Here is a 26,805-nt window from a genome sequence, read left to right as displayed (position 1 = left end):
TAGGTGTTTCGGGAATGCAGGTTGTTAAGAATACAGTTTTAATATAACCATTTTGAATATTTTTAAATTATTCCCCGACTTGTCCATCCCCATCTCGGTCATCCATGTATGGATACAACCAATGATTACTATAAATCGGCATGGCGTACCCTGCATTTTTCGCTTCTTGGATCGTGACTTGTCCATTGCCGTTCGTATCTACAGCAGATACGTCTCCTCCAGCAGTTTCGGTAGGCGCAGCGAATGTTGCTATTCCAGAACTGTCAGGAGTTGAGCTAGCCTCTCCTGTTAGCCCTTGTGCTGCATTGTATTCATCTGGGTTAACATTTTGGAATTCATCTACTACTTGGTATCCATTAATCGTATACGTGTATTTATAATAACTTGGAACTTGTGTAGTTGTATCTGGGTAGGTAATGATCGCCTCAAAATTAGTGGCCCCACCTGCTTGTACAATGTTTCGTTCCATATAAGCCTGATCCCCATGACGATTCAGCACACTGTCTTGTGGTGTTATGTTATAGGCATTGGCCACACCCCCTAAGGAGTCTGCTATAACATGTCCTTCGTCGAGATTTGCGTTCTCTGTGCCCGGCACTTTTGCTTCGTCATCATAATAACGTCCTTCAGAATTGACTGGTTCAGTGGCATTATCTTGCAAAATGATTTCTGCTGCAACAACTCGAACCAATTGCCCATATTCATTTGTATAGGCCCAATATTCCCTGTCACCAAAACCGATATCAACGACAACATTTGCTGTACGATAGCCTGACAAGTCCCCGCCGTACACTTCGATTAATGTATAGCCATCAAATGATACAGATGACTGGGGTTCGGCACTTTCAGAAGCATCCGAAGGAACTACCGAGTCTGAATATACTTCCTCGATTTCTTTACTTTCTTCCGTATCAGTAGGTACTGAAGCCACTTCAACGCTAGATTCGATCGAACTAGACGCCTTTATTTCTTCTGTTACTGCTTCTGTCGGGGTACACCCACTGAGCAACAGTATACTGCTCATAGTCCACAATAACTTTCTTCCTTTTATCATGTGATTCACTCCTTTTAAGTTGAAATTAAAAAGAATCCTATCTTCATAGGATTCCAGATATTTTCTTGAAATATTAGTCAGTTATCGTTTCCGGAGAATCATATGTGACCCATGAAAGAACAAGCTGACCGCTATTGTTATATATCTGCCACTCTATTCTAAATGTTTCTAGGCTTTCCTTAAATTTAAAAGCTATCAAAACACCGGAAATTTTATCTAGTCCAGAAATGTTAATATTTACAAGGTCGTTCAACGTGGAATTTGGATTTGATATTGAATAAGGGCCAATAAATTCAACGAAATCTTGATTATTTAATAGCTTATCTTCATTTAAATATGTAGCTATATACCCTATTCCTTTTTCAGAAACCTTTATTTTTTGATTATTGGTACTCGCTTTTTTTATAAATGAAGTTAGATGAGATCCAATAGTAATCAATCCATAGAGATTTACAATTGAGGTAACGAAAGGCCCAGTTAATAAATCAATTATTTCTGTTGCCAGGCCAGCTAATTCACCGATAGCTGCTGATTGATGGCTTATTTGTAATTTCAGCGGACTATCATTTTTATCAATTTCAGACTGCATAAAATCTTCAATGTTAGAATTTTCTGTTTTATAAATGGTGAGTAAAGGTTCATCGTAATGAGGATTTTTTTTACTTTTAATACCAGGACCACCTGCCATAAATTGTCACCATCCGTTTTTTTATTTTTGTAATTCTTATATCAAATGAAGACATAATAGCTTCTAAATAAATTTAAATTGCTAGTATCATTTGTTGAATCGAATTTTTATGGCTTGGATCATTAAGTCGAAGTTTTCGTCGTCAAGGCCAGCGAAGGTATCACATAAATCGGCTTTGTAGTGTCCATTGTATAAATTAAATGCCGCCAAAACTAATTTGCGTGAGCTGCTGCTTAAGTCTACTTCTCCATTTTCTAGGGATTCCGGTTTAATAGAGTGTTCCTTGAAATCATATAGGTGCGTCACTTTTCTGTATAAGTCGTCAGTTGAGAAGATAAGAAACAGAGCTTTACGCTCAACATCGGTTTCACTGGTCTTGTCCTTAATAAGTAGCTCTGTGTAATTGTCGTTGTACATATTTTCCCCTCATTTCTATTCAAAAGTCATCCTGTATTTCACAACAAGGACCTATTTTGGCATTTATTGCTTCAATCAGTTCTTCTATTTTTCTTTTAGCAGTATCTGAATAGGTAGGGCTAAATATGGATTCATAGTCTAATATATATGTTTCTTGGTCATATACCACATTATCTGCATAATAATCCCCTAAATAGACATCCTCACGGGTAAATGGATCGAATCCCTCCAGCTGTTCAAGGACTATCTGTTGCATGATTTGCTCGGCTTCCGTCGCTTTGACAATTTTGTATGGGGACTCTCCTATCCATATTTCTACAATGGCATACTGATCGCTGATAATACCTTCTGCTTGTAGCGCGGACCATAAGGCGCTATTGCTATATATATGATTGTTGTATTGAACGTCCATCTCGTTATTGCCTCCTCATCACATTTGAGCTAAATTCTATGCTAGTATTATACCGCATCTTGTTAAACAAAAATGTCTATAATCACGAAAGACAGTTTGTTTTAGTTATTCAGGATTAGGAGCTATTTACTGGCCAATGAGCGTAATAAATCATCAATGTGATCATTGATGACAACCAAACGGTTTTTCAGTAATTGTCCTTTTTTGGTAAGTACCAAATTGCCACCCTGGTTCTGGAATAATGTAACTTCCAAATCCGTTTCGAGATAGTGGATATGCTGCGTAATCGCTGGTTTTGATAGGCACAGTTCTTCCTCAACCTTTGCATAGTCTAAGGAATCCGCTAAAACTAGGAAGGTTTGGTAACGATAGTCAATCATGAAATCACCCTTTCATTTCTTAATGATGGCTTACCGGCAAAATAAATCTGAAATCACCTTAAAATGCGTTATTTCGGACGTGTTTTTTCTGAATAGAAGGATAAAACGTCCCAAAAACCCCTTTTTGTCTGAATCAATGGAAGGATTTCTTACTTTACTTTACCTGAAGTCAGATAGTAAAGATAAAGGCGCGCGAAAACATCAGAAAGACTGGCACCTTCCAAATCCATTTCTTTCATGAAATCAGACAATTCTTCTTTACTGATAATCAGGTTGGCTAATTTATAATAATCTCCCAAAGGATAGACATAGATGACGTTCTCCGGTGTCTTCCGTCCGAATGGGTGAAAGAGATTTTTAATGGCGGTTTGATAGAAGGTGTTGTTTTTCCCTGTAGAGAAATTTCTCGCTGCCATTTCCTTGAAATCAGCTAAATGGATCGGGATACTGACATTTTTCCTGAAAAGAAAAAGGTCTCCGGACCCGCTCACCATAGCTTTCTCCAACAGATCTTTTATGGCTGCCTGGTAGCCTGCTCGATAGTCATTGGTTATCTGTACGGCGGATTCGGTGCTTGCAGCTGTTTCTTTTTTCCTTGCGATAAATTCATCGAGGTCTGATTGCGCCACCTGATAGCCTTCTTTCCGAGTCTTTTGTACAGCTGGCAAGTCTCCTTGACGAATCCAACGCAATACAACTTGTCTAGAACTCGTCAGGCCTTCTTTTTCAAGAATGGTGAGTACTTCAGAGACGTTTAACATGTGACTCCCCCTCTCATTTATCTTTACTTTACCATATTTTAAAGTAAAGTAAAGATAAAAAAAAGACAGAATACTGGATTTTGTGCCCAGTAGCATCTTCACTCAGCTTAATGTAGGAGAAATCGGGAAAACTGTTGGTTATGATAGAGAGGTTTTGGTAAAAATGGTCGAGTACAGTTCGCCTTATCATGTTCTTCAAAATTTCACGTTTCTCGGTCATGATGAACACCCCAATTCATTTTTTTACTTCAGTATTGAGGACGACTATAGCAATCTGGGAATGTTTGATTAGGCGTTATTGTGTCGTTAAAAATTAAAAACTACTTTCTAGAAATCCGTTTATGGAGATCTTTTTTCGTTTTGTGTCGCCATATGCCCTAGGCAATCCGGCGCGGCCGGATCAGGGCTTTACCTCTTCGGACTGTTCCACGGCAATCGACAGGCGGGAGCCCTCCCTGCGGTCCCACATGCTGCTATCCGGGAACAGAAAAGCGAATCAAGAATCGCAAAAAGTTTTTCCTCCGTCCTCTCCACGCTGTTCCGGTCCCGTCCGAAAAATTTTTTGGCTAAAGAGTCCCTACCCGCTGAAGCGGCAAGGGACTCTTTTTTCTGGATTCCCTTTAATGCCTCGAGGTGACTGGCTGGCCAACAAAACGGAAAAAATTCAGCTTTTCGCTCCCGCTGGGCCGACACAAAACGAAAGGGGAAAGAAAAAAATGAAGGAAAAAGCAAAAGTAAATGATTTTATTCGTATCTATACAGAGGAAGGAGATTACCTAATAGAAAATCCTTATCGAGTCACTCATATTGACCGTAGATTCCTCCCTAAAAAGCTCTACTATGAAGCACAAAGCTTGGACGGTTTGATTGATATTAAATTTTTAGAAGAAACAGAATTTGAAAAAATACAGTAAGGAAAAAGACAGCTAAATACATGTGGCTCTCCTTTTTATCTTTACTTTACTTTTTTGAAATGTAAAGTAAAGATAAAAAGGAAAAGTAATGGATCTTTAAAAAATATTGATTTATCGATAATGGACATGTGTCTATTATGAAGGTAGCAAGACTGCTCGTAGATTTTTTAGTATAAATTTTACGCGTGTTGGAAAAAGGAATAGCAGTGTCCAGAAAATGGTCCTTTTCTGTACACTCTGATTTTTTGTCTAATTGTTGATGATTTAGTTTAATTATGTGTTCAGAAAGCCGTAATAAAATCTATGTTCAATTAAACTGTCTGATTAAAGTTATGGTACAATAGTTAGGAAAAGAAGGAGAAGATAATTTTGAATATTGGATATGCACGTGTTTCAACTGGATTACAGAATTTAGATTTACAAGAAGACAGTTTGAAATCTTTTGGATGTGAAAAGATTTTTACTGATTATATAAGTGGTGCAAAAAATAAACGACCTGGTTTGGAATCGGCAATTGATTTTGCACGAGAAGGAGATTCAATTGTTGTTTGGAGATTAGATCGATTGGGTAGAAATATGGAAGATCTAATTTCCATAGTAAATAAACTAAATGATCGTGGGGTGAGTTTTCATAGCATACAAGAAAATATTACAATGGATAAATCAAGTTCAACCGGTCAATTAATTTTCCACTTATTTGCAGCATTCGCAGAATTTGAACGTAATTTGATTTTAGAACGTTCTTCGGCTGGCAGAGCTGCAGCAAGAGCAAGAGGTAGATTTGGTGGTCGACCTGAGAAATTAACTACTCAAGACAAGATTTAATTTTGCTTAAAACTTTGGTAGACAACAAGACGCCCATAAAAACAATTGCTGAAAAATGGAACGTTTCTAGAACCACAATATATCGCTATCTGGATAAAATGAAGGAAGATGAAAAGAATGGAAAAAACCCCTAAACCATTGACAACGTATTCTGAAAATCAGTGAAGCGATTACGTAAAACAACCCTATTTCTCCCTCTAAAAGGGACCAGTCGTTGAGAAATCGAGGGATTTTTCGCCAATGATATTAGGTGTTGAGGTCCTAATTATTTTCGTGATTTTATAGCAAATACATGTAATTCAGATTCAATAGTTGCATAAAAAACTATAGTTAAATATAGAAACTACAGTTTATTATGTTTCTATGACTTGGTAGTGTTGATTTTTTGGCCTAATGGCAATGATAAATTGATTTCTTATTGGACAAAAATAACAACACAGGTCACCAATAAATTCCTTATCGATACAAATTCCCCCTGCGCGCTCGGGACCCCAATATAGCTGTTACGTTACCAGTAACATTATTTGCCTGAATGGAATGAGCTGAAATTTTATCCCCTATATCTACTTGCATATTTTCTCCTTAAAAATTGTGTTTATTTGGTTTTATTTATTATTTTTAATCAAATAAGCTGTATGAATAAGATCATTTGTTGACGCAATAAATGCCCTGATTTTTGGCTTTAATTCATTATCTAATGAGCTGATTCTATCTTCCATATCGGATTCATTTTTATATAAAAATTGCCTTCATCATCAAATTCTAACCACACTACTGTGACTATCTCGCCTATCCCTACTCTATAAATGGCTGAATGATTATCTATATTGCCTAAATTAATATCCAAAATTATTCCTCCACATGAGCTATTGAGGTACTAGCTTCTTTTTTATTTTCTTGCACCTGGCGTTTGATTCTTTGCAGCGTACTTTTACTAATCTCAGTCTCTTTAGCCACTTCTTTATAACTCTTACCAGACATTAATTTTTCGTAGGCTTCCATTTTTCTGGTCGTGAGTGTTGCCTTTGGACGTCCTTCCCGATAGCTCTTATTGGTCTTTTTAGCGTATGCCTTTCCCTCTTGTGTTCTAGTTACAATTAGGTCACGTTCAAACTCCGCAAACGATCCTAGCATATTTAACATCATGGTTTGCAATGGGCTAGATTTCTCAGCGCCATTAAATTCCATTTTGTCGTCGATAAAAATTACTGAAGAACCTTTTTCAATTATTTCATCTACAATCATTCTTAAGTCTCTGATACTTCTTGCCAAACGATCTATTTTCTTAACTAAAACTATATCACCTGGTTTAATTAATTCCAACAATTTTTTTAGTTCATTTCTTCCACTTCGATTTGTGGCAGACATTTTTTCCGAAAAAATTATTTCGGCACCATTTTTCTTCAGTAATGATTTTTGTTCTTTTAATTCTTGACCGAGAGTCGAGACTCTCGCATACCCATAAATTGCCAATTTTCTCCCTCCATTTACAAAAACATACAGAATAGAGTATCTGACTACCCCTCAGGTCAATTAAACCAATAAAAAAAGGGGTAGTCAACAACTTATAAGTTCTTGACTACCCTTTTTTGATTGATCCAATTGGAATATGGTACAGTCAAATGCTGTAGTTTGATTATTTATGAACAAATGCTATTTTTTATGATACACTGTCAAAACTTATAAATATTGATAGTGTATCTTATAGCTTGTAGCTTGTTAAAAAAATTTGAGAAAGTCATTTCTAACTATCAAAAATAAAAGTAACAATCAATATTTGCAGATTGGGGAAATTCGTTGTCATTTTAGGATTGTATTTGTTTTTTATAGGTTGCTAATGTAGTTTAAAATAAAATAAGAAAGTAGATGAGGGGATCGAAGTGTATAATTTTTAAAAGGCCGCAATGCTATTTACGGAACTTAAAAAATAAATGAAAGTAGCAAATAAATATGATCGACAATATTTGGATATTTTAAAAATAAATCTGGAAAAAATAGGTATAAAAGAAAAAATGATTGCTGAAGGATAACCAAAAATTGACGAAAAATTTTAAATTGGAATTACTAGTAGTAAGGTCTATTTTGAATCAACTGAACGCTCCGAATTACAACGTTGGTTAGATGAAGAGTTTGAGATCAGTGAAATGGGAGTCAGAAAAAACATAGTGATTTATCCTATGCCGGAAGCGTTGAGAACTGTGTATAAAACAAAGTAAATCATTCATCCCTATATCCTATAAAATGGAGAGTATGTTTATGAAATATCGGCATTATTGTTTTGAAACTTGACATAGGAGTCCTCACGTTATATTCTTTAGATGGTGAGTTGACTGACCTACCAGTCTGGCTCAGGGATATCACGGATTCTCTAAATTCTTTGGAATATCTTGTCGCTTTATTTTTAGTTGCCATATTAAAAAAATCTCTTAATAGATTATAGTGAAAAACTTGTCCGTCATTCCATTATAGAAGTCATATATTAATTTCGTTATTAATAGAATATTTCCATGAATAAAATGACGTATAATTAGCTTGTACGAAATTAAATATTTTACTTATATGTTCTTTAATTAAAATAATAGATATATAAAAGGAGAGTTTTAATGAGATATGCTCAGAAAAAAATTATTACCATATCAATTTTAATTTTATTATTAGTAACTGGATGTTCAAAAAAAGAAGATACGGAAGATAGTATAACTAAAAACAGTGCTCTAGAGTCTAGTGAGCAAATAAATGAATTAGATAGAGCAATTGAATTAGTTATATCTGAAAAATACGATGAAGGTTTAATTATTTTAGAAAAGCTAAATATTAAAAAATATGAAAATAAAGAAGTGCAATCATTAATAAAACAAATTAATTTATTTAAAGAAGCTCAACAACTTGAAGCAGAAGAAATGTATGATGAAGCTACAAGTAAATATCAATTAATAATAGGGGATAGTAATGGTTTTGAAACTTTAAGAAATAACTCAAAAAAAAATATAGATAAATTGGCTACACTAGTTTCTAAAAAAAATAAAATCGTTTCTATGGAGACATTTTCTAATTATATTGATGAAAGAAATGAATTGAAAAAATATTCAACTAATCCCTCAGCAATAGATCTTATCCCAGATTCTCAATTCAAAAAAATTTATGATGATAGGGCTGATTTAGGAATAAAGGATACCTATAATGAAGATTTGATAAATATATTTTCTGAATTATATCCTGATGCTCAATTGAATTTAAATCAATTATCAGAAAATTCTTCATCATCTGAAATAGATGCAGAAACAGCTAAAGAATTAGTAATTAATGATTTTGAAAACGCTGGAAATATCCCTATGCAATTTTCTGTAAGTGATCAAGGTGAATATTTTATGGTATACGGACAGCCAAATGATCCTGCTTTACAGAGTATGGCAACAAATATTTATTATCACGTGTACAAATCGGGAGAAATTCGTGTAGTTGATAGAAATGGAAATTAGTCTTTAAAGTTTAGTTGCCTACAAAAAAAGTCCTAAAAATAGAGTATACTACATTTAATTATCTATCAAATAAAGTTTCAGTGTATAAAAATATTTAATTAAGTAAATTGTTTTTTAAGTGAGGTTTTATATTGAAAGTTGAAAAAGTAACAAATGAATATAATTTAAAAATAATAAAATTTTTGTTATACCGTTCAATTAAAGACTTAGAAAAACTAATTGAATGTGCTGAATTAATAATTGAAGATGGTATTGGGAGCGCTCATTTGGATGAAATTACTAATAAAAAATTTACTGACCGAGAAAATGATTACTTTAAAAGAATTCGATTTGAAGTAGAAAATAATTCTAGAAATATTGAGCATCTATTTAAAGCTTTAGTCGAATGGTATCAATCATGGGCCGATGAATATGAATGTTTTGATAAAGATAATAGTAAATATTTTTTTGAAAAAAATAAAATAAAAACATGGACGCATTGTATTTTATCAGGTGATCCGGAATTATTCATAGCATTATCAGATGAAAACTATCAAGTTTTAACAGCAGAAGACATAGAAAATTTAGATTTAGCAAGAGAAGTAAAAAAAGAATATATTGCATTACAATCAGACACGATTGATATTAAAGAAACTCTCTTACAAATGAGAAAATCTGAAAAATTAACCGAATATGAAAAAAGTTTCAAAGAAAGAATCAAAGGAAAAAGTCTTGGCATTTTTATGGAAGGTGAGTGGAACCAATCTGATATTGAAAGATTATATTCAGAATATAGAATAAAACATGTGAATTTTGAGTCTGCAATTAATCAACCTAGAGGGATTAAAAATTACGATTTTGTTATATTAGTTACATCAAGAGCAGCCCATAGCGTTTCCTTTAAACTGAAGAATGAATATCAAGATAAATTATTTTTATCTGAAAGTATGAATTTTAAAAAAGTTATGTCTGAATTTAGAAAGCAAATAATGGGGTATTATTATGATGAATAAATACGAGTTAAGAGCAGTAATCAATACTAATAATTCAAAAGAGATTAATGATTATTTTAACAAAGAATTTAGCATACTTTTTGATAGTATAGAAAAAGTGTATAGCAAACCTTTTAAGAGCAATAATAAAATTGAAGAATTAATTAAAGTTACTATTATTGATTACTATAAAGATGGATTTACTATTAATAAGTCTCGAGAAATATCTTTTTTGCCACTAGAAATTAGATTATACATCTATGTTGAGATGGTTAAAACATATCCAATTTCCTTATTTATAACGCATGTGTTTGATAGGCTATGTATTACATTAAAAAAAATGGAAAATGTCGAAATTTTTAATGAAGCAGTAAAAATATTTACCGGATTGCAAATGATTACAAAAGAAATTATGATGAAAAACCCTCACTTAATGTTAGCAAGCACAACAACCATTACTAAAAATTTTGATAAAAATTTATCTTTTAATATGAATAAATACTTTAAGAACAGTAATGTTCTAAAGAACAAAGGACTTGAAAAAGCAATGTTAGACTTGGATAATTTATACTATAAAGAATTTTGGTATTGTATCAAAGCATTTTCAATAAGAGAAAATATAAATGATATACAGGTTGCTATATATGGTATGAAAATTTTTGAATGCTATTATGAGAGGATGTTTAATTTTACAGAAGAATTTGTAAGTGCGTTAGAGGATTATTATTTAAATTATAATAAAGAAAAGCTTAATAAGTTATTGCAGATGCATGAGTTAGATCAAATCGATTTGACCTTTGAAATAACAAGGATAAGATATCTTTGATTAAATTTTTATCTTTTTGAGGTAACCTTTGTTAATTGACTCCATTCCAATTTTATAGGAGTGTTATTTAAGTATCAAATCTATTTTAGAAACTATTGAAATACGATTTTAAAAAATTACAATAACAATTCCAAAAGATCTATTGGTCTTTTGGAATTGTAAAACCCTTCGATATATTAAAAGTACCAGTGAAGTTGTCATTTTAGTCCTAACTTTCCAAACAATAACTTTTGGCTCCTATAATAAGATTACGGACAAAATGTTCGTTATAATCTAATAAAGGAGTTTTTTATTATGCCAACTAAAAATATTACTACAAGATATTCACAAAAATTTAGAAAATCCATTATATCTCTGAGTCAGACCGGCCAATCTATCAACTCACTGTCTAAAAAATATAACGCGAGTGTTTCAACGATTAACAAATGAATCAATCAAGTAAATCCTGTAAACAAAAAGATACTTTTTTTTTAAAGGAACATGAGCTAATCAAAGAAAATAAGCGGTTAAAAAAGGAAATTGAAAGTTTAAAAAGAGTAGCGGTACTTCTGGCAAAAAATTAAACTTAATTGAGTTGATTCGTCAAGAAAGCGAAGCAGGCTGCCATAGTGTCAAAAAGATGTGTGACTTACTTGACGTTTCTAAAGCAACCTATTACCGCAAAATAAATTTTAAACCATCCAAGAGAGCTTTAGAACGAGATTTATTAGATGAACGATTTTTACGTATCTATCACGAAAGTGATCGTATCTATGGTGCCGTTAAAAGTCATTATCTACTTACTCAGAAGTATCAAGACTATCGAAAAACAAGCATGAAATGCGTTCAACAGTCTATGAAGAGGCAGACTATTCAATCGATCACAATTAAAAAATTCAAAGCAGAAAAATCATCTAAAAAAATTCTAAAAAACTATAAAAATATAGCAAACCAGGATTTTTCAACCACTGGATTGAATCAAAAATGGGTGGCAGATATCCCCTATATTCACACGCTAGAAAATGGCTGGTGCTAGTTATCATCGATTATGAATCTGCATTTAAGAAAGATTAGTGGGTATCCTTTTAATAAAGACATGGAAACAGAAATTGTCATTAAAGCTCTAGAAGACGCTAGTCTAAAACGGGAATTACTAAACAATTGTATGGTGCATACAGATTTAGGATCCCAATATACTAGCGCAGAATATGAAAAAAGGCTTAAAGAATTAGGAATTTCACACTCCTACAGCTGTAAAGGCTGTCCTTATGACAATGCAGGAATTGAATCTTTTCATGCATCATTAAAGAAAGAACATGTGTATCAAAGATCGACGTATTCAATGTTTGAAGAAACGAAAACTCAACTTTTTAGTTATGTACAAGGATTTTACGCTACTCGAAAAATTCACAGAGCGTTAGCTTATTTGACTCCTAGTCAATTGGAGTAGCACATTTTATCTGCTTAACATAAAAAAATCTCTCTCAAAAACTGTCTCACCTATTGACTCAGATCCAAAAAAGACCTCCAAAAAATTAGATTTTTAAGTCTACCTTTTTGGGGTCGGTACAATTATCGATAGCTTTTTTAGTAATCCAAATAAAAATCGAGTCTATTCAAGATATTTAGTGCTCAAACCCGTTAGAAATATGGTATAATAATACAGAAAACATGATTTATTTTATATAAAAAAACAAATTGTAATCGGTGATTAGAACAAAGAAAACTAAAATCTAAACTAATTGATTATCAGTTAGTTTAATGTCGAGAGGGCGCACTAAAATGGCAGAAGTACAATTTGAAAAGGCTTTAATTAAAAAGATTGAAGCCGAAGGCTGGACCTATAGAAAAGACTATTCCAATGTTGGTATAAAAGAATTAGAAGAACACTGGCGTGACATATTGAATGAAATGAATGCGCATAAGTTGAATAAAAAACCTCTTTCAGACATTGAATTTGGCCTGATTCTTCAAGAACTACAACGCATTCGTACGCCGTTTGACGCACAGCTTTTATTAGTGGGTGCTGGTGGAGTCGGTTCGATTCTGTTAACTCGTGACGATGGAACTAATTTGGAAATTGAAATTTTTTATGAAGATGATGTGGCCGGTGGACGTTCTCGGTATGAAGTGGTTAATCAAGTTATTTTCTCAGATTTACCCAAAGGATTAACTACGAAACGCATTATTGATTTGTCTTTACTGATAAACGGAATTCCTGTTGCCCATATTGAATTAAAAGACGAACACCTACAAAATCAATGGAATGCCTTTGAACAATTAAAAGGCTATCATGGGGATGGCTTATATGAAGGGTTATTTGGGATGGTCCAAGTTCAATTTATCCTTAGCCAGCACGCAGCTCATTACTTAGCACGTCCTAATTCATTAGACAACTACAATAAGACGTTTGTTTTTGGATGGAGAGATGAGAACAATAAAGACATTACGGATGCTTTTGAATTTGCGCACCAAATCATGGGAATTCCTGCCTTACATCGATTGGTTACGATTAATATGATCCCAGATGCATCCTCTGATAATTTGATGGTGATGCGTAGCTATCAAATCAAAGCAACACGAAAAATTATCGATCGAATGAGAAAAATGGAAACCAATGGGCTTATCGAAAAAGAAGGTGGTTATATTTGGCATACGACGGGATCAGGTAAAACGGTAACGTCTTTTAAAGTTGCTCAATTATTAGCTTCGTCCCCTAGGGTGCGTACTGTTCTCTTTATCGTAGACCGTGTGGATTTGATTGATCAAACCTTAGATAATTTTAAAGATTTTGCCTATGCACATTTTAAAAATAGAATCAAAAAAGTGAATGGACAGGAGCTTAAAAGAGAATTGAAGCACAAAGGTGCTTCTCAAATCGTACTCATTTCCGTTCAAGGACTCACTAAGGCTGTAAAAAGTGGCTTAGTGAATAATGATTGGAACGTCATTATCATGGATGAAGCGCACAGAAGTGCCAGTGGAGAATCTGTAGGATTAATTAAGAAAGCATTCAGTAAAACAACTTGGTTTGGTTTTACCGGTACACCAAACTTTTATAGTGATGAACTAAACGAGGTAAAAACGACACGAGATATTTCTACTCATGATATATTTGGAAAACGTCTACACACCTATACGATTAAAGATGCGATTGGTGATGGGAATGTATTAGGGTTTGATGTGACGTATTTTAAACCCAATTTTGTGATTGAGAATCCAGATACTCAATTTGATGCACAAGACTATGAAAAAGAAATTTATCAAAGTGATATGTACCGTCAAGAAGTAGTCCAAGATATTTTAACCAATTGGGAAAAAACTTCTAGTGGAGCGTTAATTGCAGGAAGAAGAAAAGAAAATGAGTTTCAAGCTATGTTTGCGGTGTCTGGTAAACAAGCTGTTATGCATTATTACAACATTTTCAAAGAAAAAGCTCCTCATTTAAACGTAGCGATGACATTTTCTAAGGATGAATCCAATGAGGTAGGAACAAAAGAACAGAATGAGTTTCTAAAAAGAGCGATTAAAGACTATGTGAATCGCTATAAGGTATTCAGTATCTTAGACGCAGTGAATCCTACTCGTGCCTATATGTTAGATATCACAAAGAGGTTAGCTCGTAAAAAGCCTTACAATAAAGGGAATGACGAAGATCGTTTAGACTTAGTGATTGTGTCAGATCAATTATTAACCGGTTTTGACTCTCGGTACATTAATATGATTTATATGGATAAGATGTTAAAAGAAGGCATGTTAATTCAAGCAATGTCCCGAACGAATCGTACCTTTGACCGAAACAGTAAACCTCATGGAAAAGTACGTTTTTATCGTCAAGGAGATGAGATGCAAGCTTTTGTCGAAAACGCGTTACGTATTTATACAAGAGGTGGAAATGATACGCTTCAAGAAGCTGAAGATGAAACTGAGAAAGAATTAAATGGTGGACTAGAAGACGATGATATTCTAGCTAAATCACAAAGTCAACAAATTCTAAGCTTAGAAGATTCAGTCGTACGTCTCAAAGAACTTGCTGGAGAAGATTTTAGTCAGGTTCCACGTGGAGAGATTGAATTAAAAGAGTTTGTGGGTCTAGCTTTACCCACACAAAATAAAATTCAACGTTTGATTCAACAGGGGTATGAGCTGGGTAGCGAAATTGAGGAATTAAACGATCAAAATGAACCTTCGGGTCATATGGTGACATTAGATATTGCAAGTAATGCTGAATTTGGAGGCTTACAAGCTCGATTAAATGACGCTATTGAAAAATTACCTCCTTCAGAAAAGCCAGATATAACGGCAATTAAGTTGGGAATTGAGTTTTATGACCATGAAATAATTGATTATGATCACTTAGTTGAACTATTGAATCTCTATATTGATAAGACAACCGATGCGAATAAAGAATCGATTGAGAAACATATTACGCCAATGGATGATGAAAGTCGTAAAGAAATTCAAGAAATTGTGGTTGAAATTGAATCTGGAGACATTACAACTCACTTTACAACAGAAACACTTCAGACCACTCGTGGAAAATATCGCACACAACGTAGGGAATTAATTATTCGTCGTTGGGCAGCCAATCAAGATGTGAATGGAAATAGAATTGTGGAAGCTTTTGATTTATTCTTACCAGGTTATACCTTGAATGATAATCCAAAGCTTGCGGAAATCGTTCATTTTATTGAAGAAGAAGAAAATATTTCATTTTTTGGTGCTTCTGATTTTGAAGAAGCCTTGATGAATTTCTTTAATTCGTTGTAAAAAAAGAAAAAAATTAGAAAAAGAAAGTTGGACTAAGTGAATGGGACTATCAAGTGAACAACAAACTAGAATGTGGGGGATGTTAAATCAAACACGAGGACAAATTGGATTAACAGCCTATAAAGATTATATTTTTGGAATTTTGTTTTATAAATTTTTATCTGAAAAAGCAACAAAATGGTTAGACCTTACGTTACGTGGGGAAACATGGGAGAACGTGTATGCACAAGATTCAACTAAAGCCTTAGATTATATGAAAAAAATCTAGGCTATGGGATTCAACCAGGTGATTTCTTTGCAGATTGGAAACAAGCAATTGATGAAGATCAATTCAATATTGGTAAAATGACAGATACCTTTGGTCACTTTAATCAGCAAATTGCGTTTGAAGCAAAAAATGATTTTGAAGGTATTTTTGATGGAATGCGCTTTGATAGTGCGGATTTAGGAGCGAATGCGCAAGCACGTGCTAGTGTGATGATCTCTATGATTGATTTATTATCTGCACCTGAATTTGATTTATCTAGTGGGGACGATACCGTTTCAGATATTTATGAGTATCTAGTGGCTCAATTTGCGGTTGTATTGGCTTCTGATATGGGACAATATTACACACCAAAGGAACCTTCTGAAGTCATGGCTCGTGTTTTAACTCATGGTCGAGAAGAAGCAGAAAGCTTTACTATTTATGATCCAATAATTGGTTCAGGTTCTCTTTTACTAAAAACAGCCAGCTATTTAAAAAATTCGAACAAACGTGGCATGATTAAGTATTTTGGACAAGAAAAAGACGCTACTCCGTACCGTTTATCACGAATGAACTTAATGATGCATGGAGTTGAATACAATGATATCCAAATCAATCATGCAGATACGTTAAAAAGTGATTGGCCAGATGGAGTAGTAGAAGGAAAAGACACGCCTCGTATGTTTGATGCTGTAATGGCCAATCCACCTTACTCGGCTCATTGGGATAATAAAGATCGTGAAGACGACACTCGCTGGCGAGAATATGGAGTTGCGCCTAAAACAAAAGCAGACTATGCATTCTTATTGCACTGTCTGTACCATTTAGAAGACAATGGACGTATGGCGATTATTCTCCCTCATGGCATTCTATTCCGTGGAGCTGCAGAAGGACGTATCCGTAAAGCACTGATTGACAAACATCAAATTGAAGTGGTGATTGGATTCCCAGACAAATTATTCTTGAATACCTCGATTCCAGTATGCGTGTTAATCTTAAGAAAAAATAGAATGGATTCAGATATTCTCTTTATTGATGCAAGTAAAGATTTTGAAAAATTAAAAAATCAAAATCATTTACGTCCGGAGGATGTAGACAAAATACTAGATACAGTGATTCAAAGAAAAGAAGTCGAAAAATATTCTCACATTGCGACGTTAGATGAACTTATAGAAAATGACTATAACCTAAACATTCCTCGTTATGTAGATACGTTTGAAGAAGAAGAACCAGTAGATTTAATTGAATTAAGCAATGAAATGAGCTCACTAAATGAAGAAATGACTCAAGCAGAGACAGATTTTCTCACTTTATTTAATGAATTATCTGTGACAGATGAAACAAAAGAACTCATTGAAGCAACAAAGGCAGTATTTAAATGAGTACGACTAAACCAAAAATAAGATTTGAAGGATTTACTGACGATTGGGAACAGCGTAAGTTGGGGAATATTGTACAAATCACTATGGGTCAGTCACCAAATTCTGAGAACTATACTGAAAATCCAAGTGATTATATACTTGTGCAAGGAAATGCTGATATGAAAAATAATAAAGTTGTTCCTCGTGTTTGGACTACACAAGTTACTAAAAAGGCAGATAAGGGAGACTTAATTTTGAGCGTTAGAGCGCCTGTTGGGGATGTAGGAAAGACTGATTATGACGTTGTTCTTGGTCGAGGGGTAGCGTCGATTAAAGGTAGCGAATTCATATTTCAAACATTAGGAAGAATGAAAGAGAATGGTTTTTGGACTAAACTAAGTACAGGTTCAACTTTTGAAAGCATCAATTCTTCTGATATAAAAGATGCTTCTATTTTATTACCAAATGAAGATGAACAAACAAAAATCGGTACTTTCTTCCAGCAACTCGATTACACTATCGCTCTTCATCAGCGTAAATTAGATTTACTAAAAGAACAGAAAAAAGGATTTTTACAGAAAATGTTAGTTTAACTTGAAATTTTTAATTGATGGAAATATGAAAAAATATAAATTGGGAATAATTTTGCTAGCGCCTGTCACATTTTTAGTCGGATATCGATCGAATAATATGCAGAAATCTTTGCCTTCATCTCATACAAGGAAACGTTCATCGATAGAAAAGGAAGAAAATACTAATGAAAATGAGTCGGATTCTAAAAACTCAAGGAACATTAATAGTACAGAAACTGAAATAAATGAGTCCTCAAGTAACATAGATGATGGATTTAAAAGAGAAGAAAAAAACATCATAGATTTGGTAGAAAATATACACAAACGAAGAAGTTTTATTGCGAATTAATTTTTTAGAAACATTATATGAAAGTAATCCCTATACTACTGCAGAAACTAAAAAAATTGAAAGCTACATCGCAAGAATGAAAGTAAAATATGATGAATTATTGAGCCAAGTGGTAGAAATCATAACTTTATAGGGTAGGAAAAATTATCTTACAAAGGATAGTAGATATACAGCATTCCAAGACGACTTTGGTAATAGGTATAGTTTTTACTCAGGAACAGATGCAGTAATGGTAGGAACTTCAATGGGTAAATGGTCGTATGATGAAAATTATAAAAGTTCTTGCTTATAACACTAGATAACTCTTCTAATGGTCAATCTACAATGTCTTACGGTCATCAGAAGGTGACATAATTTTACAAACAAAGCTTTATAGAATATTAAAAAGAACACAATAAAAGGAGAGAAATTAAAAAATGAATTTTTGTACAGAATGTGGAGTTAAAAATTTTAAAGAAGCAAAATTTTGTAGCGCTTGTGGCCATAAAATTGAACCAGAAAAAGAAAATATTGAAGAAGTAAATAGCACGGATGAATTCAACAATAGAAAAGATAATGGAAACATTATTGAGGAAATAAAAATAGATAGTAATGACACAGAATATGTTGAGGATGAATCTATCAGTGAAGAAGTCTCGAAAGAAGATACAGTGGAAGTATATAATTTGATTGAAGATGTTGAAATTTTCCAAGACAAAAAATATGAACAAAAATTTAGTAACAATAAATCCAATTTAAATAACGATTTTCTTAATAATATTAAGAATTTTTGGAAGAAAACTAATTTAAGTTTCTGGGCAATTGTATTTTCAGTGTTTTACTATATTTACAAAGGATTATGGAAAAAAGGCTTATATCTTTACAGTTTGACCCTTTTGATATCACTACCTTTTGGATATGTTTTTTTGCATTCAGATTACAAAATTGGAATTCTAATATCCGCAATTATTTTTGGTGTTTGTGGGAAAATTGATGTTCGAAGAAAAGAAGAACTAGGCGAGACAATGTGGCCTGAAATTCCAGATGTATTTAACAAAAATTGGGTACCTATAGCAGCAATTGTTATTTCTTTAGGTATATCAATAGCACTTCCAGGTTATCAAACTGATGAACTGGAACAAACAGCTAAACAAATATTAGTTGATAAATATGGGATAGATATTCAAAATGTAACAATAACAGATAAAATCGAAAAAAATAAATATAGAGCTATCGCTAATACAACTACTGGAGAAGCCCAATCAGTACTTATAGAGTATATTCCTAAAACACAAATAGTATATGTGTCATTCAACTAAAAATATATAGTTCTAGTTTACAATTCAAATTTATCCTCTTTTAAATGATGTATTATCTGAAATGTTTTTCATATATAAGTTTTGAAATAGAAAGGACTGTGTGGTACTATGTCAAGAAAAAGGACAACTTAAACCGAGAGAGTCAGTTTTTTTGCTTAGCTATTTCTAACTTCATGTTGAGAGGATGTAGAAACAGAGTGAATCAAGAATGTTGGTATTGATCAAAACGGCTAATTACGATAACGCCTTCTTTTTTAGACTAGCTGTCAGTCTGTCTTCATTGAAGGGCTTGATTGGGTTCAACTTAAGCGATCCAATATAAGCTTTTTCAAATTGAATGGGTGACACATACCCGCAAGCACTATGAATGCGGACCGTATTATAGAACGTTTCAATGTATTCGAAAACCAACCGCTTAGCGTCAGCTAGTGTTAGAATTTGAGCACGATTTGACCATTCTCGTTTGATCAGGGCATGAAATGATTCAATACAGTCGTTATCCCATGGTGTTCCTTTTTTGGAATAACTTAATTTGAACAATGGTCCAAGAGCCTGCTTATATTTTTCTGAAATGTACTGACTGCCTCTGTCACTGTGGATGACAATCGGTTGATTGACCTGTCGAGTTCGCTTTGCCTCTTCTACACAGCGAACAACATAACTGACTTCTAGAGTGCTGGTCACTTGCCAAGCAATGATTTTACGTGAGTATAAATCCATAATACTTGTCAAATAAACAAGCCCATCTTCTTTTGTCCAAATATAGGTGATGTCGCTACACCAGTAGGAATCAGGTTGTTTGGGGTTAAACTGTCGGTTTAAAAGATTGGTCAATTTACTACTAAAATCGCTATTTAAGGTTGTTTTAACGAATTTCTTTACATATTGAGCTTTAATTTGTGCCTCTCTCATGTAATTTCCGATTGTTTTTTCCGAGACAGATTCTCCCTGAGAGTGAAGGACTTCGCTAATTTTTGGTGCCCCATAATTTTGATGCGACGCCTCATGGATGTCTCGAATTTTTTCTGTTAGACTCTCTTTACGCTTTTGTCGCTTAGATGGGGCACGTTTTTTCCAGCTGTAGTAACCAGATGTGGAAACACCCAGAATTGTCAGTACGCTGTGAATTGAGAGGGGATGTTTCCAATCGTTTACAAGGTTGTAAACTACCTCACTTCGTCGCCCAGAATACCGATGGCTTTTTTTAAGATGGCCAAGGCATCTGTTTGGTTTTTAAGCTCTCGCTTCAAACGAGCATTTTCTTTGGCTAGATAACTGTCAAAATTACCTGAGCCACGTCTGATTACTTCTCCTTCATTTTCAGCGGTTTCTTTTACCCACTTGAAGTAGGTTGAGGCGCTGATATCTAAGTTGCGACAACAGGCTTGAACAGTTAACTCGGGATGGTCGGTTCGATAGGCTAAAACAGATTCTTTGAATTCTTTTGTGTGTTGCGTCATTGAGAAGTCTCCTTTAGGTTTCTTTTAGTATACCTCAACTCTCCACGTTTTACTGTTCCTATTTTTATACTAGCACTAAGGTGATGGATGTTGGGGAAAATACAATGGATCACAAAAAAGAGCGATTGCTTGAAATTAAATTAATATACAGTTGAAATAAATAAAAAATATCCCAAAAAACTAGTATCTATGAATCCTAATTTAACAAAGATTTATAGATGCTAGTTATTAAGAATAGAAAAACTAAAATATATAGTCAATAATTTGATCTATTTTTGCCATATCTTGTAATGGTAAATAATCCGCAAGTACTAAATTCCGAGAATTGAAATCCAGTGATTTTAATTGAGAAATGAGGACCTGTCCATTAATATCCATTTCAGTTGGGAGTGTGTATCTAGTGGGTAGGTCTTTTATTGTAGAGGTAATCGGACAAATAATTACAAATCGTGTCTTTCTGTTAAAATCATAACGAGAAACAACCAAACCAGATCGACGTTTTTGATTTTTTTGTTCTGATGAGGAATCAAAATCAACCCAAACAATATCTCCTTTGTTAGGAATATATTTTTCTTTTTCTGACATTAGATTAATTCTCTCCCTTCAGGTGAAATATCTTCCCAATCATCCAATTCATAAAACTCTCCTTCATCTCCGCCTTCAAAAGGGTCAGATAATTTAGGAACTAAAAGAATAGTGCCGTCTGAAGAATAGACAACTAAATATTCTTTATTTGACTCTGGTTTTTTACCATTATGAGGTGGTAGTGTTATCACTACAGAACTACCTTGCATTCTTGATTTTGTTAGCAACATTTTAAACACTCCTTTTATTTATTATAGTATAAAAACTATGTGTTGCAAAGATAATTTCATGTTTTATAAATAACAACATGAAACTGAGGAGAAAATTAAAAATAAAACAAGGGCACTATTTTAGATAAAATAGTGCGGTTACTTTGTTTCAAATAAAGGGTTTCTGAATTTTGTATAACTAACCGCATGAATATGGTACAATAGAAAGGAAATAGTGCAGTTAAAAATTCCGGAAGGGAATGATTTTTTGTCTTATAATGTGCAACCACTTCGAACAAAATCAGATATTGACGATGTACTTTTTGTTCTTAGACGAACAAAATATTCTAAAAGAAATGTTTTTCTCTTTTTATTTGGAATCAATGTTGGATTACGTGCTTCAGATATTGTTTGTCGAAAAGTGAAAGATATTTCATATTCACTTACACCAAAAATTATTGAGAAAAAAACGGGGAAAACTCAAACACTACATTTAGAAAATTTACAGCCATTAATTAAAACGTATATTGAAGAAATGAATTTAACTGAAGAGGATTATTTGTTTCCTTCACATGTGGGGAATAGTCACTTAACTGTAAATGGATTATACCGTGTATTTCAAAATGTAGGTATCCAATTAGAGAGATCAGACTTGGCCACACATACGATGAGAAAAACATTTGGTTATAATTATTATATGAAGACAAAAGATATTGGAACCTTAATGATTATTTTTAATCATTCTAGCGAAAAGATTACAAAACGATATTTAGGTATCACAGATCAAGAAATTGGTGAAAGTTTGGCTGATTTTAAATTAGGCTTTTAAATCCAATATTATCAGTCTTTAATGAATACATCAGAAGTTAATAAGTTCATTGTTCAAGGAGAAATCAAAGATAATTTTAAAATATAGTGATAGTTGAATGTTGTGAGGAGCTTTTTAAGGTCATTTGAAACTATTCATATGGATTATTGGTCATAAATGCATCAAAATACGTTTCTAAAATTTAGTCATAAATAATTATTAAGTATAAGTATACACGAAAGTATCTACTTTACAATGTATCTACTTTCGTGTATACTTATTTTAGAAGGAAGGTGTTCTTATGAGCTATGTTGTTGATGCTAGTGTTAAAACATGGGGGAATGGTAGTGCTGTTCGTCTATCAAAAGAACTTTTAGCAGTTGCTGGATTTCATGATTCTGAAGAAATTGAAATTGTAGCAGATGCGGATCAAATTATTATAAAAAAAAGAAGACAAACTAAAACTTTAGAAGAGATGTTTGAAAATTATGATGGTGGATTTTATGAACCAACTGTAGAAGACAGTGCTTGGTTAAGTATGGGGAGAGTTGGAGAAGAATGGTAGGAAAATATATACCTAAGCAAGGAGATATTATTCTAGTAAATTTTGACCCCTCATTAGGACACGAACAAAAAGATCAACGCCCTGCATTAGTTGTTAGTGCAAATTTACTATCAAAAACATCTCCTTTTACTTGGGTTGTTCCTATTAGTAATGGAAAATGGAATTATCCTACTCATGTAGTATTGGATGATCGAACAAAAACTAGTGGTCAACTATTTGTAGAACAATTAATGACGATTGATTATAGAGTAAGGCCTTTAAAGTATCTTGAGAAAATACCAAATGACATTCTTGATACGGTTTTAAATACTATACATGAATTGACAAAAAAAGTAAATGAGTAGTTTATATACTTTTTTGATTTTACAACCTGGCCTATATTTCATTTTTTTGCTTTGCTGCTTAGGTAAGTATTACGGAGGGGAAATATGCTAAATAATAAACTAGGGATTACTGATCAAGTAAAGTTAGCAAGGGCTGAAGAAAAAATTAGTAAAGCTAATGCTAAGAAATTATATGATTCAGGCGATATTCATACATTAGAGGTTGGTACGTATAAAGGTTTATCTGATATTCATAGATACCTATTTTCAGATATTTATGATTTTGCAGGTGAAATTCGAACCGTTAATATTTCTAAAGGTAATTTTAGATTTGCTCCAGTTATGTACTTAGAGGCTTCATTAAAGTTTATTGATCAGATGCCGCAACAAACAATTGAAGAGATTGTAGCAAAATATGTGGAAATGAATGTAGCGCATCCTTTTAGAGAAGGTAATGGACGCAGCACTAGAATATGGTTAGATTTAATTTTAAAAAAAGAAGTGAAAAAAGTTATTGATTGGAATTTAATCAATAAAGAATATTATTTATCAGCTATGGAGCGTAGTCCGGTTAACGATTTGGAAATACGATATCTTCTGACTAATGCCCTGACTAAATTTATTGATAACCGAGAAATATATATGAAAGGTATCGATGTTAGTTACTATTATGAAGGATATACGGAATACAATACAGAAGACCTTTAATTCTGTGGTATTGTAATTATTAAGATATCATGTTAATCTTATAAGTACAGATATATAACGATAGAAACAAATAAAAGAATCAACCTATGTCGGCACATAAGTTGATTCTTTTATTTTTTATTTAAAATGAGATAAAAATTATGAGTTAATCATATTTTAAGCATAATGGATTTGCAATTAGGGAGTTATCGCAAAATCTTAATATTATCAATTTAGATAACTTGGCTTCTATATAAAGAAGTTGTATTAGAGTAGTAATAAAAAAATAAGAACTTAATCAAGTGTTATGGCATTATTTACTTCCTTTAACTTGTTGAAAGAAAAAGGTATAATTAAGTTAGAAAAATAACTGTTGAGAGGTTGAATAAATTATGCAAAAACGGGAAAAATTGTTGAATGAGATTAGTAATATTTTAGAATTAGAAAATGATACTTTGAGTTTAAACAGAATTATTGAGTATACACAGTTTCCAAAAAGAAAAAGTTTTTTTGAAAAGGCAATATTAAAAGAAAATCGTCCTTACGGAGTTTTCAATGATAGTGAAGAAATTCTGATCTATCAAAGTAGAAAATCACCTGAGTTTACTGATCATCAAAAAGAATACTTTGAGTTAATAGTTAGCAATGTAAATAAACTTATTGAGTTAAGAGATAAATAATATAATGAAGATATGTAATTAAATGAGTTTGAGTCCAATGTCAATTTTTTTATTATTTAGAGTAAAGTTTTAAATGGAAATGAGGTGGAATTCATAAAAAAACAAAAGTTATACGTATCGGGAATTCTCTTGGAGTCATTTTACCTAAAGATAACGGAATAACAGTTGACGAATCATTAACGTATAAAGAAAATGGAAGCATCATTCAATTAGACTTATCAGAAACACAAAAATTACATGATAGAAATCTAATTGAAGAAAGTTTTAAAGATTTCGAGGAAGGCAATGTTGTAACTGAAAAAGAAATGGTAAAAGAATTTGGAAATTATAGATGGGGTAATTAGAAAATGATAGAGTATTCTGTTGAATATACAAATTAAAAGAGGCTAACAGCTATTCAGTTGTTAGCCTTATTCAACTTTCATAAAAAGATTAGTTTTCCTGAAAGTTGAACATAATACATTGCAACACAGCGCATTCACCCAAAGTTACGGTATGCTCTACAATAAAAAAGGAAATGCTTCTAACTCAGCATTTCTTTTTTTATTTAGACTTTAAGATTAAAAATTTATTCGGAAAAATAAAGCGAAAAGTTGAGATATCTGAACAAATGACTTTATCTACTCATAAAATTTTTGATCTTAATTAAAACAACTCGCTATGAGATCCTGTCCTAGCTAAAGCTAGGATTAATTTCTCTTGATCGATTTTATATATTAGTAACCAATCAGCATTAATATGACATTCTCGTAAACCCGTGTAATTTCCAGTTAACAAGTGATCCTTGTATTTTTCTGGTAATTTCTTTTGTTGTTGCAAGTAATCTAAAACTTTTTCTAACTCTGAAGTTTTTTTCCCTTGCTTAATTATTTTTTTATAGTCTTTTTTAAATTTTGATGTGTAATAGATATCAAGCATTTAAATCCTCCAACAAATCTTTCACAGAGCTAAATCCACCCTCTAAATTTCCATCTTCAATATCTTTAATAGCTTTAAGGGTTTCCGCATTAGGTTTTTTTATTTGAAAAGGGATTGCTTGGTTTGATACTGACTGTTGTAAAAATACAGTAATAGCACTTGTCATTGTCAAACCTAATTCATTAAATAGCTTTTCTGCTTCAGTTTTAAGTTCGCTATTTACTTTAACATTAATTGGTTTTTTTTCTAGTGTGGTCATAGTATCGTTCATCCTCTCTTATTTTTATCTAACTTTATTTTACCACTAATTAATACACATTGGAAGTATATTATACGTATAAAACGTTAAATTAAGGGTTTTTATTTTCAGGCATCTTATTGAATTATGATATCAAAAAACTGTCTACTTTATTCTGCAATTAAACTTCTGTAGTATTTTTTAATCTGTTGTAGATAGTTAAAACATTAACATTTTTTCCATTTCGGAAATACCAAATAATATAATAGAGTTATATTCAATTAAGTTTCGTATTTATTTGGTGAGGATGATTGTATACTTACTTATTTATTAATTCGGCTTTTTTAGTTTGTAGTTGTTGCAGGTACGTGCTTGCGCCGATACCTCTGTTCGCCTCTGCATCTGACAAACCTTCAATGACATTTAAACGAATATTTGCTAGATTTTTTTCTTCTGCAGTTTCATTTGTAATTTCAAAAGGGAATTTATTTTGTTTGACAACTTTGTCTAAAAATAAATCAAAAGTTGTGGTTAAATCTAACTGCTTACTAGAGAGCTCTTTAGTGGCCTTGTCTTTTAATTTAGTTTCTGCACGAATAAAGATTCTAGATTTTTCTTTAATTGCGGTCATTATAAACCCTCCCCTTCTACTTGTGTGTCCATTGTACGTCTAAATGGATAACATTTCAATTGTTTTCATTTCTAATTTATATGGTTTAATTTACTTACAGTAACATGTATTTTAAAATTAGTAGGATCCAAGCCGTCAATAGTCATGATATAGAATTACAATCAAAAAAATAGTTATAAACGATTTTTTGTTGATAAAAATAGCTTTATATGCTATTATCTAATTAGGAACATCAGTTCCCTTCCCTATAAATTGGAGGTAATCGTATTGAGAAAAGAAAAATTACAAGAACTAATAAATAATGAGCTTGTCACCCTCCCCTGGTATGTTGAGGAATATTATTATGCAAAGCTAAGTGTCCCCTACTCTTTAGCAACATTATATGAATATTTAAAAGA

31 protein-coding genes and 4 pseudogenes are annotated in these 26,805 nt (G+C 32.6%); 20 read left to right on the top strand and 15 right to left on the bottom strand.

The window, feature by feature from the left end:
- Positions 1-67: 67 nt before the first annotated feature.
- From BR43_RS00445 to BR43_RS00420, 6 genes are all read right to left on the bottom strand, one after another.
- On the bottom strand, positions 68-1,054 hold the full coding sequence (locus BR43_RS00445; protein ID WP_051933755.1) for a DNA/RNA non-specific endonuclease: 987 nt from the start codon (positions 1,052-1,054) through the stop codon (positions 68-70).
- Between the two features lie 73 nt (positions 1,055-1,127).
- Positions 1,128-1,742 carry a hypothetical protein gene (locus BR43_RS00440; RefSeq protein WP_034558262.1) on the bottom strand — a complete coding sequence of 205 codons (615 nt, stop codon included), beginning with the start codon at positions 1,740-1,742 and terminating at the stop codon, positions 1,128-1,130.
- Positions 1,743-1,829: 87 nt separating this feature from the next.
- Complete coding sequence (locus tag BR43_RS00435; protein WP_034558423.1) at positions 1,830-2,159, bottom strand: DUF6075 family protein; 330 nt, start codon at positions 2,157-2,159, stop codon at positions 1,830-1,832.
- Between the two features lie 19 nt (positions 2,160-2,178).
- Entirely contained in the window at positions 2,179-2,571 is a 393-nt protein-coding gene (locus BR43_RS00430) for a hypothetical protein (RefSeq protein WP_034558260.1), read from the bottom strand.
- Positions 2,572-2,693: 122 nt separating this feature from the next.
- Positions 2,694-2,951 carry a helix-turn-helix domain-containing protein gene (locus BR43_RS00425; RefSeq protein WP_034558258.1) on the bottom strand — a complete coding sequence of 86 codons (258 nt, stop codon included), beginning with the start codon at positions 2,949-2,951 and terminating at the stop codon, positions 2,694-2,696.
- Positions 2,952-3,100: 149 nt separating this feature from the next.
- Positions 3,101-3,712, bottom strand: a complete 612-nt coding sequence (locus tag BR43_RS00420; protein WP_034558256.1) for a helix-turn-helix domain-containing protein — start codon at positions 3,710-3,712, stop codon at positions 3,101-3,103.
- A gap of 341 nt (positions 3,713-4,053) precedes the next feature.
- On the opposite strand from BR43_RS00420, the gene BR43_RS20090 reads away from it, so the two are divergent.
- Positions 4,054-4,626 (top strand): hypothetical protein, encoded by a 573-nt coding sequence (locus tag BR43_RS20090; protein WP_169741002.1) that lies wholly within the window; start codon positions 4,054-4,056, stop codon positions 4,624-4,626.
- Between the two features lie 369 nt (positions 4,627-4,995).
- Positions 4,996-5,585, top strand: a pseudogene (locus BR43_RS00410) (recombinase family protein).
- Between the two features lie 560 nt (positions 5,586-6,145).
- Here the strand turns inward: BR43_RS00410 and BR43_RS19765 are convergent.
- Positions 6,146-6,298, bottom strand: a complete 153-nt coding sequence (locus BR43_RS19765) for a hypothetical protein (protein WP_157463884.1) — start codon at positions 6,296-6,298, stop codon at positions 6,146-6,148.
- Positions 6,299-6,300: 2 nt separating this feature from the next.
- Positions 6,301-6,924: a recombinase family protein gene (locus tag BR43_RS00405; protein WP_051933754.1), complete on the bottom strand. Its 624-nt coding sequence runs from the start codon at positions 6,922-6,924 to the stop codon at positions 6,301-6,303.
- Between the two features lie 1,130 nt (positions 6,925-8,054).
- Between BR43_RS00405 and BR43_RS00400 the strand changes: the two genes are divergently transcribed.
- The 11 genes and pseudogenes from BR43_RS00400 to BR43_RS00360 all read left to right on the top strand — a co-directional run bounded on the left by BR43_RS00400 (position 8,055) and on the right by BR43_RS00360 (position 19,303).
- A complete protein-coding gene (locus BR43_RS00400; RefSeq protein ID WP_034558252.1) occupies positions 8,055-8,930 on the top strand; it encodes a hypothetical protein in 876 nt (291 codons plus the stop codon).
- 131 nt (positions 8,931-9,061) lie between these two features.
- Complete coding sequence (locus BR43_RS00395) at positions 9,062-9,922, top strand: hypothetical protein (RefSeq protein WP_034558250.1); 861 nt, start codon at positions 9,062-9,064, stop codon at positions 9,920-9,922.
- Entirely contained in the window at positions 9,912-10,727 is an 816-nt protein-coding gene (locus BR43_RS00390) for a hypothetical protein (RefSeq protein ID WP_034558248.1), read from the top strand. The genes BR43_RS00395 and BR43_RS00390 overlap by 11 nt, the downstream gene beginning before the upstream one ends.
- 425 nt (positions 10,728-11,152) lie before the next feature.
- Complete coding sequence (locus tag BR43_RS20085) at positions 11,153-11,290, top strand: hypothetical protein (RefSeq protein WP_169741001.1); 138 nt, start codon at positions 11,153-11,155, stop codon at positions 11,288-11,290.
- An 11-nt stretch (positions 11,291-11,301) separates the two neighbouring features.
- Entirely contained in the window at positions 11,302-11,742 is a 441-nt protein-coding gene (locus BR43_RS19405; protein WP_135052785.1) for a hypothetical protein, read from the top strand.
- A gap of 12 nt (positions 11,743-11,754) precedes the next feature.
- Positions 11,755-12,156 (top strand): DDE-type integrase/transposase/recombinase, encoded by a 402-nt coding sequence (locus tag BR43_RS19400; protein WP_084679666.1) that lies wholly within the window; start codon positions 11,755-11,757, stop codon positions 12,154-12,156.
- A 332-nt stretch (positions 12,157-12,488) separates the two neighbouring features.
- A complete protein-coding gene (locus BR43_RS00380) occupies positions 12,489-15,476 on the top strand; it encodes a DEAD/DEAH box helicase family protein (protein WP_034558246.1) in 2,988 nt (995 codons plus the stop codon).
- 40 nt (positions 15,477-15,516) lie between these two features.
- A pseudogene (locus BR43_RS00375) lies at positions 15,517-17,105 on the top strand (type I restriction-modification system subunit M).
- Entirely contained in the window at positions 17,102-17,677 is a 576-nt protein-coding gene (locus BR43_RS00370; protein ID WP_034558244.1) for a restriction endonuclease subunit S, read from the top strand. The pseudogene BR43_RS00375 and the gene BR43_RS00370 overlap by 4 nt, the downstream one beginning before the upstream one ends.
- A gap of 25 nt (positions 17,678-17,702) precedes the next feature.
- Entirely contained in the window at positions 17,703-18,005 is a 303-nt protein-coding gene (locus BR43_RS00365) for a hypothetical protein (protein WP_135027489.1), read from the top strand.
- 416 nt (positions 18,006-18,421) lie between these two features.
- A complete protein-coding gene (locus tag BR43_RS00360; protein ID WP_034558240.1) occupies positions 18,422-19,303 on the top strand; it encodes a DUF2628 domain-containing protein in 882 nt (293 codons plus the stop codon).
- Positions 19,304-19,537: 234 nt separating this feature from the next.
- Here the strand turns inward: BR43_RS00360 and BR43_RS00355 are convergent.
- The 4 genes and pseudogenes from BR43_RS00355 to mazE all read right to left on the bottom strand — a co-directional run.
- Positions 19,538-20,452 (bottom strand): annotated as a pseudogene (locus tag BR43_RS00355) (IS3 family transposase); the annotation flags it as partial.
- A 17-nt stretch (positions 20,453-20,469) separates the two neighbouring features.
- On the bottom strand, positions 20,470-20,763 hold the full coding sequence (locus tag BR43_RS00350) for a transposase (protein ID WP_034558238.1): 294 nt from the start codon (positions 20,761-20,763) through the stop codon (positions 20,470-20,472).
- 243 nt (positions 20,764-21,006) lie between these two features.
- Positions 21,007-21,348: a type II toxin-antitoxin system PemK/MazF family toxin gene (locus BR43_RS00345; RefSeq protein WP_034558236.1), complete on the bottom strand. Its 342-nt coding sequence runs from the start codon at positions 21,346-21,348 to the stop codon at positions 21,007-21,009.
- Positions 21,348-21,578, bottom strand: coding sequence for a type II toxin-antitoxin system PemI/MazE family antitoxin (gene mazE, locus BR43_RS00340; RefSeq protein WP_034558234.1), 231 nt, complete (start codon positions 21,576-21,578; stop codon positions 21,348-21,350). The genes BR43_RS00345 and mazE overlap by 1 nt, the downstream gene beginning before the upstream one ends.
- 247 nt (positions 21,579-21,825) lie before the next feature.
- Between mazE and BR43_RS00335 the strand changes: the two genes are divergently transcribed.
- From BR43_RS00335 to BR43_RS20670, 6 genes are all read left to right on the top strand, one after another.
- On the top strand, positions 21,826-22,386 hold the full coding sequence (locus BR43_RS00335) for a tyrosine-type recombinase/integrase (protein ID WP_034558409.1): 561 nt from the start codon (positions 21,826-21,828) through the stop codon (positions 22,384-22,386).
- Between the two features lie 280 nt (positions 22,387-22,666).
- Positions 22,667-22,930 (top strand): AbrB/MazE/SpoVT family DNA-binding domain-containing protein, encoded by a 264-nt coding sequence (locus BR43_RS00330; RefSeq protein ID WP_051926839.1) that lies wholly within the window; start codon positions 22,667-22,669, stop codon positions 22,928-22,930.
- A complete protein-coding gene (locus BR43_RS00325) occupies positions 22,924-23,274 on the top strand; it encodes a type II toxin-antitoxin system PemK/MazF family toxin (protein ID WP_034558232.1) in 351 nt (116 codons plus the stop codon). Before BR43_RS00330 ends, BR43_RS00325 begins: the two co-directional genes overlap by 7 nt.
- Positions 23,275-23,358: 84 nt before the next feature.
- On the top strand, positions 23,359-23,961 hold the full coding sequence (fic, locus tag BR43_RS00320; RefSeq protein WP_034558230.1) for a protein adenylyltransferase Fic: 603 nt from the start codon (positions 23,359-23,361) through the stop codon (positions 23,959-23,961).
- Between the two features lie 371 nt (positions 23,962-24,332).
- Positions 24,333-24,620 carry a hypothetical protein gene (locus BR43_RS00315; protein WP_034558228.1) on the top strand — a complete coding sequence of 96 codons (288 nt, stop codon included), beginning with the start codon at positions 24,333-24,335 and terminating at the stop codon, positions 24,618-24,620.
- An 89-nt stretch (positions 24,621-24,709) separates the two neighbouring features.
- Positions 24,710-24,964 (top strand): AbrB/MazE/SpoVT family DNA-binding domain-containing protein, encoded by a 255-nt coding sequence (locus BR43_RS20670; RefSeq protein ID WP_080732592.1) that lies wholly within the window; start codon positions 24,710-24,712, stop codon positions 24,962-24,964.
- A 301-nt stretch (positions 24,965-25,265) separates the two neighbouring features.
- Here the strand turns inward: BR43_RS20670 and BR43_RS00310 are convergent, their stop codons facing one another.
- From BR43_RS00310 to relB, 3 genes are all read right to left on the bottom strand, one after another.
- Positions 25,266-25,538: a type II toxin-antitoxin system YafQ family toxin gene (locus BR43_RS00310; RefSeq protein WP_034558226.1), complete on the bottom strand. Its 273-nt coding sequence runs from the start codon at positions 25,536-25,538 to the stop codon at positions 25,266-25,268.
- A complete protein-coding gene (locus BR43_RS00305; protein WP_034558223.1) occupies positions 25,531-25,797 on the bottom strand; it encodes a type II toxin-antitoxin system RelB/DinJ family antitoxin in 267 nt (88 codons plus the stop codon). Before BR43_RS00305 ends, BR43_RS00310 begins: the two co-directional genes overlap by 8 nt.
- A gap of 298 nt (positions 25,798-26,095) precedes the next feature.
- Positions 26,096-26,407, bottom strand: a complete 312-nt coding sequence (gene relB / locus BR43_RS00300; protein ID WP_034558221.1) for a type II toxin-antitoxin system RelB/ParD family antitoxin — start codon at positions 26,405-26,407, stop codon at positions 26,096-26,098.
- 267 nt (positions 26,408-26,674) lie between these two features.
- Between relB and xerS the strand changes: the two are divergent.
- Positions 26,675-26,805, top strand: a pseudogene (gene xerS, locus BR43_RS20535) (tyrosine recombinase XerS); the annotation flags it as partial.

The organism is Carnobacterium gallinarum DSM 4847 (assembly GCF_000744375.1).
GTDB lineage: Bacteria > Bacillota > Bacilli > Lactobacillales > Carnobacteriaceae > Carnobacterium > Carnobacterium gallinarum.
The sequence above is the reverse complement of the archived record's forward strand: the minus strand, read 5'-3'. Positions and strand labels throughout refer to the sequence as shown.

What these genes read in the sequence shown, in the direction of transcription:
- BR43_RS00445 (WP_051933755.1), bottom strand. Translation starts at nt 1,054, where the DNA reads ATGATAAAAGGAAGAAAGTTATTGTGGACTATGAGCAGTATACTGTTG.
- BR43_RS00440 (WP_034558262.1), bottom strand. Translation starts at nt 1,742, where the DNA reads ATGGCAGGTGGTCCTGGTATTAAAAGTAAAAAAAATCCTCATTACGAT.
- BR43_RS00435 (WP_034558423.1), bottom strand. Translation starts at nt 2,159, where the DNA reads ATGTACAACGACAATTACACAGAGCTACTTATTAAGGACAAGACCAGT.
- BR43_RS00430 (WP_034558260.1), bottom strand. Translation starts at nt 2,571, where the DNA reads ATGGACGTTCAATACAACAATCATATATATAGCAATAGCGCCTTATGG.
- BR43_RS00425 (WP_034558258.1), bottom strand. Translation starts at nt 2,951, where the DNA reads ATGATTGACTATCGTTACCAAACCTTCCTAGTTTTAGCGGATTCCTTA.
- BR43_RS00420 (WP_034558256.1), bottom strand. Translation starts at nt 3,712, where the DNA reads ATGTTAAACGTCTCTGAAGTACTCACCATTCTTGAAAAAGAAGGCCTG.
- BR43_RS20090 (WP_169741002.1), top strand. Translation starts at nt 4,054, where the DNA reads ATGGAGATCTTTTTTCGTTTTGTGTCGCCATATGCCCTAGGCAATCCG.
- BR43_RS00400 (WP_034558252.1), top strand. Translation starts at nt 8,055, where the DNA reads ATGAGATATGCTCAGAAAAAAATTATTACCATATCAATTTTAATTTTA.
- BR43_RS00390 (WP_034558248.1), top strand. Translation starts at nt 9,912, where the DNA reads ATGATGAATAAATACGAGTTAAGAGCAGTAATCAATACTAATAATTCA.
- BR43_RS20085 (WP_169741001.1), top strand. Translation starts at nt 11,153, where the DNA reads ATGAATCAATCAAGTAAATCCTGTAAACAAAAAGATACTTTTTTTTTA.
- BR43_RS19400 (WP_084679666.1), top strand. Translation starts at nt 11,755, where the DNA reads ATGAATCTGCATTTAAGAAAGATTAGTGGGTATCCTTTTAATAAAGAC.
- BR43_RS00380 (WP_034558246.1), top strand. Translation starts at nt 12,489, where the DNA reads ATGGCAGAAGTACAATTTGAAAAGGCTTTAATTAAAAAGATTGAAGCC.
- BR43_RS00370 (WP_034558244.1), top strand. Translation starts at nt 17,102, where the DNA reads ATGAGTACGACTAAACCAAAAATAAGATTTGAAGGATTTACTGACGAT.
- BR43_RS00365 (WP_135027489.1), top strand. Translation starts at nt 17,703, where the DNA reads ATGAAAAAATATAAATTGGGAATAATTTTGCTAGCGCCTGTCACATTT.
- BR43_RS00360 (WP_034558240.1), top strand. Translation starts at nt 18,422, where the DNA reads ATGAATTTTTGTACAGAATGTGGAGTTAAAAATTTTAAAGAAGCAAAA.
- BR43_RS00350 (WP_034558238.1), bottom strand. Translation starts at nt 20,763, where the DNA reads ATGACGCAACACACAAAAGAATTCAAAGAATCTGTTTTAGCCTATCGA.
- BR43_RS00345 (WP_034558236.1), bottom strand. Translation starts at nt 21,348, where the DNA reads ATGTCAGAAAAAGAAAAATATATTCCTAACAAAGGAGATATTGTTTGG.
- mazE (WP_034558234.1), bottom strand. Translation starts at nt 21,578, where the DNA reads ATGTTGCTAACAAAATCAAGAATGCAAGGTAGTTCTGTAGTGATAACA.
- BR43_RS00330 (WP_051926839.1), top strand. Translation starts at nt 22,667, where the DNA reads ATGAGCTATGTTGTTGATGCTAGTGTTAAAACATGGGGGAATGGTAGT.
- BR43_RS00325 (WP_034558232.1), top strand. Translation starts at nt 22,924, where the DNA reads ATGGTAGGAAAATATATACCTAAGCAAGGAGATATTATTCTAGTAAAT.
- fic (WP_034558230.1), top strand. Translation starts at nt 23,359, where the DNA reads ATGCTAAATAATAAACTAGGGATTACTGATCAAGTAAAGTTAGCAAGG.
- BR43_RS00315 (WP_034558228.1), top strand. Translation starts at nt 24,333, where the DNA reads ATGCAAAAACGGGAAAAATTGTTGAATGAGATTAGTAATATTTTAGAA.
- BR43_RS00310 (WP_034558226.1), bottom strand. Translation starts at nt 25,538, where the DNA reads ATGCTTGATATCTATTACACATCAAAATTTAAAAAAGACTATAAAAAA.
- BR43_RS00305 (WP_034558223.1), bottom strand. Translation starts at nt 25,797, where the DNA reads ATGACCACACTAGAAAAAAAACCAATTAATGTTAAAGTAAATAGCGAA.
- relB (WP_034558221.1), bottom strand. Translation starts at nt 26,407, where the DNA reads ATGACCGCAATTAAAGAAAAATCTAGAATCTTTATTCGTGCAGAAACT.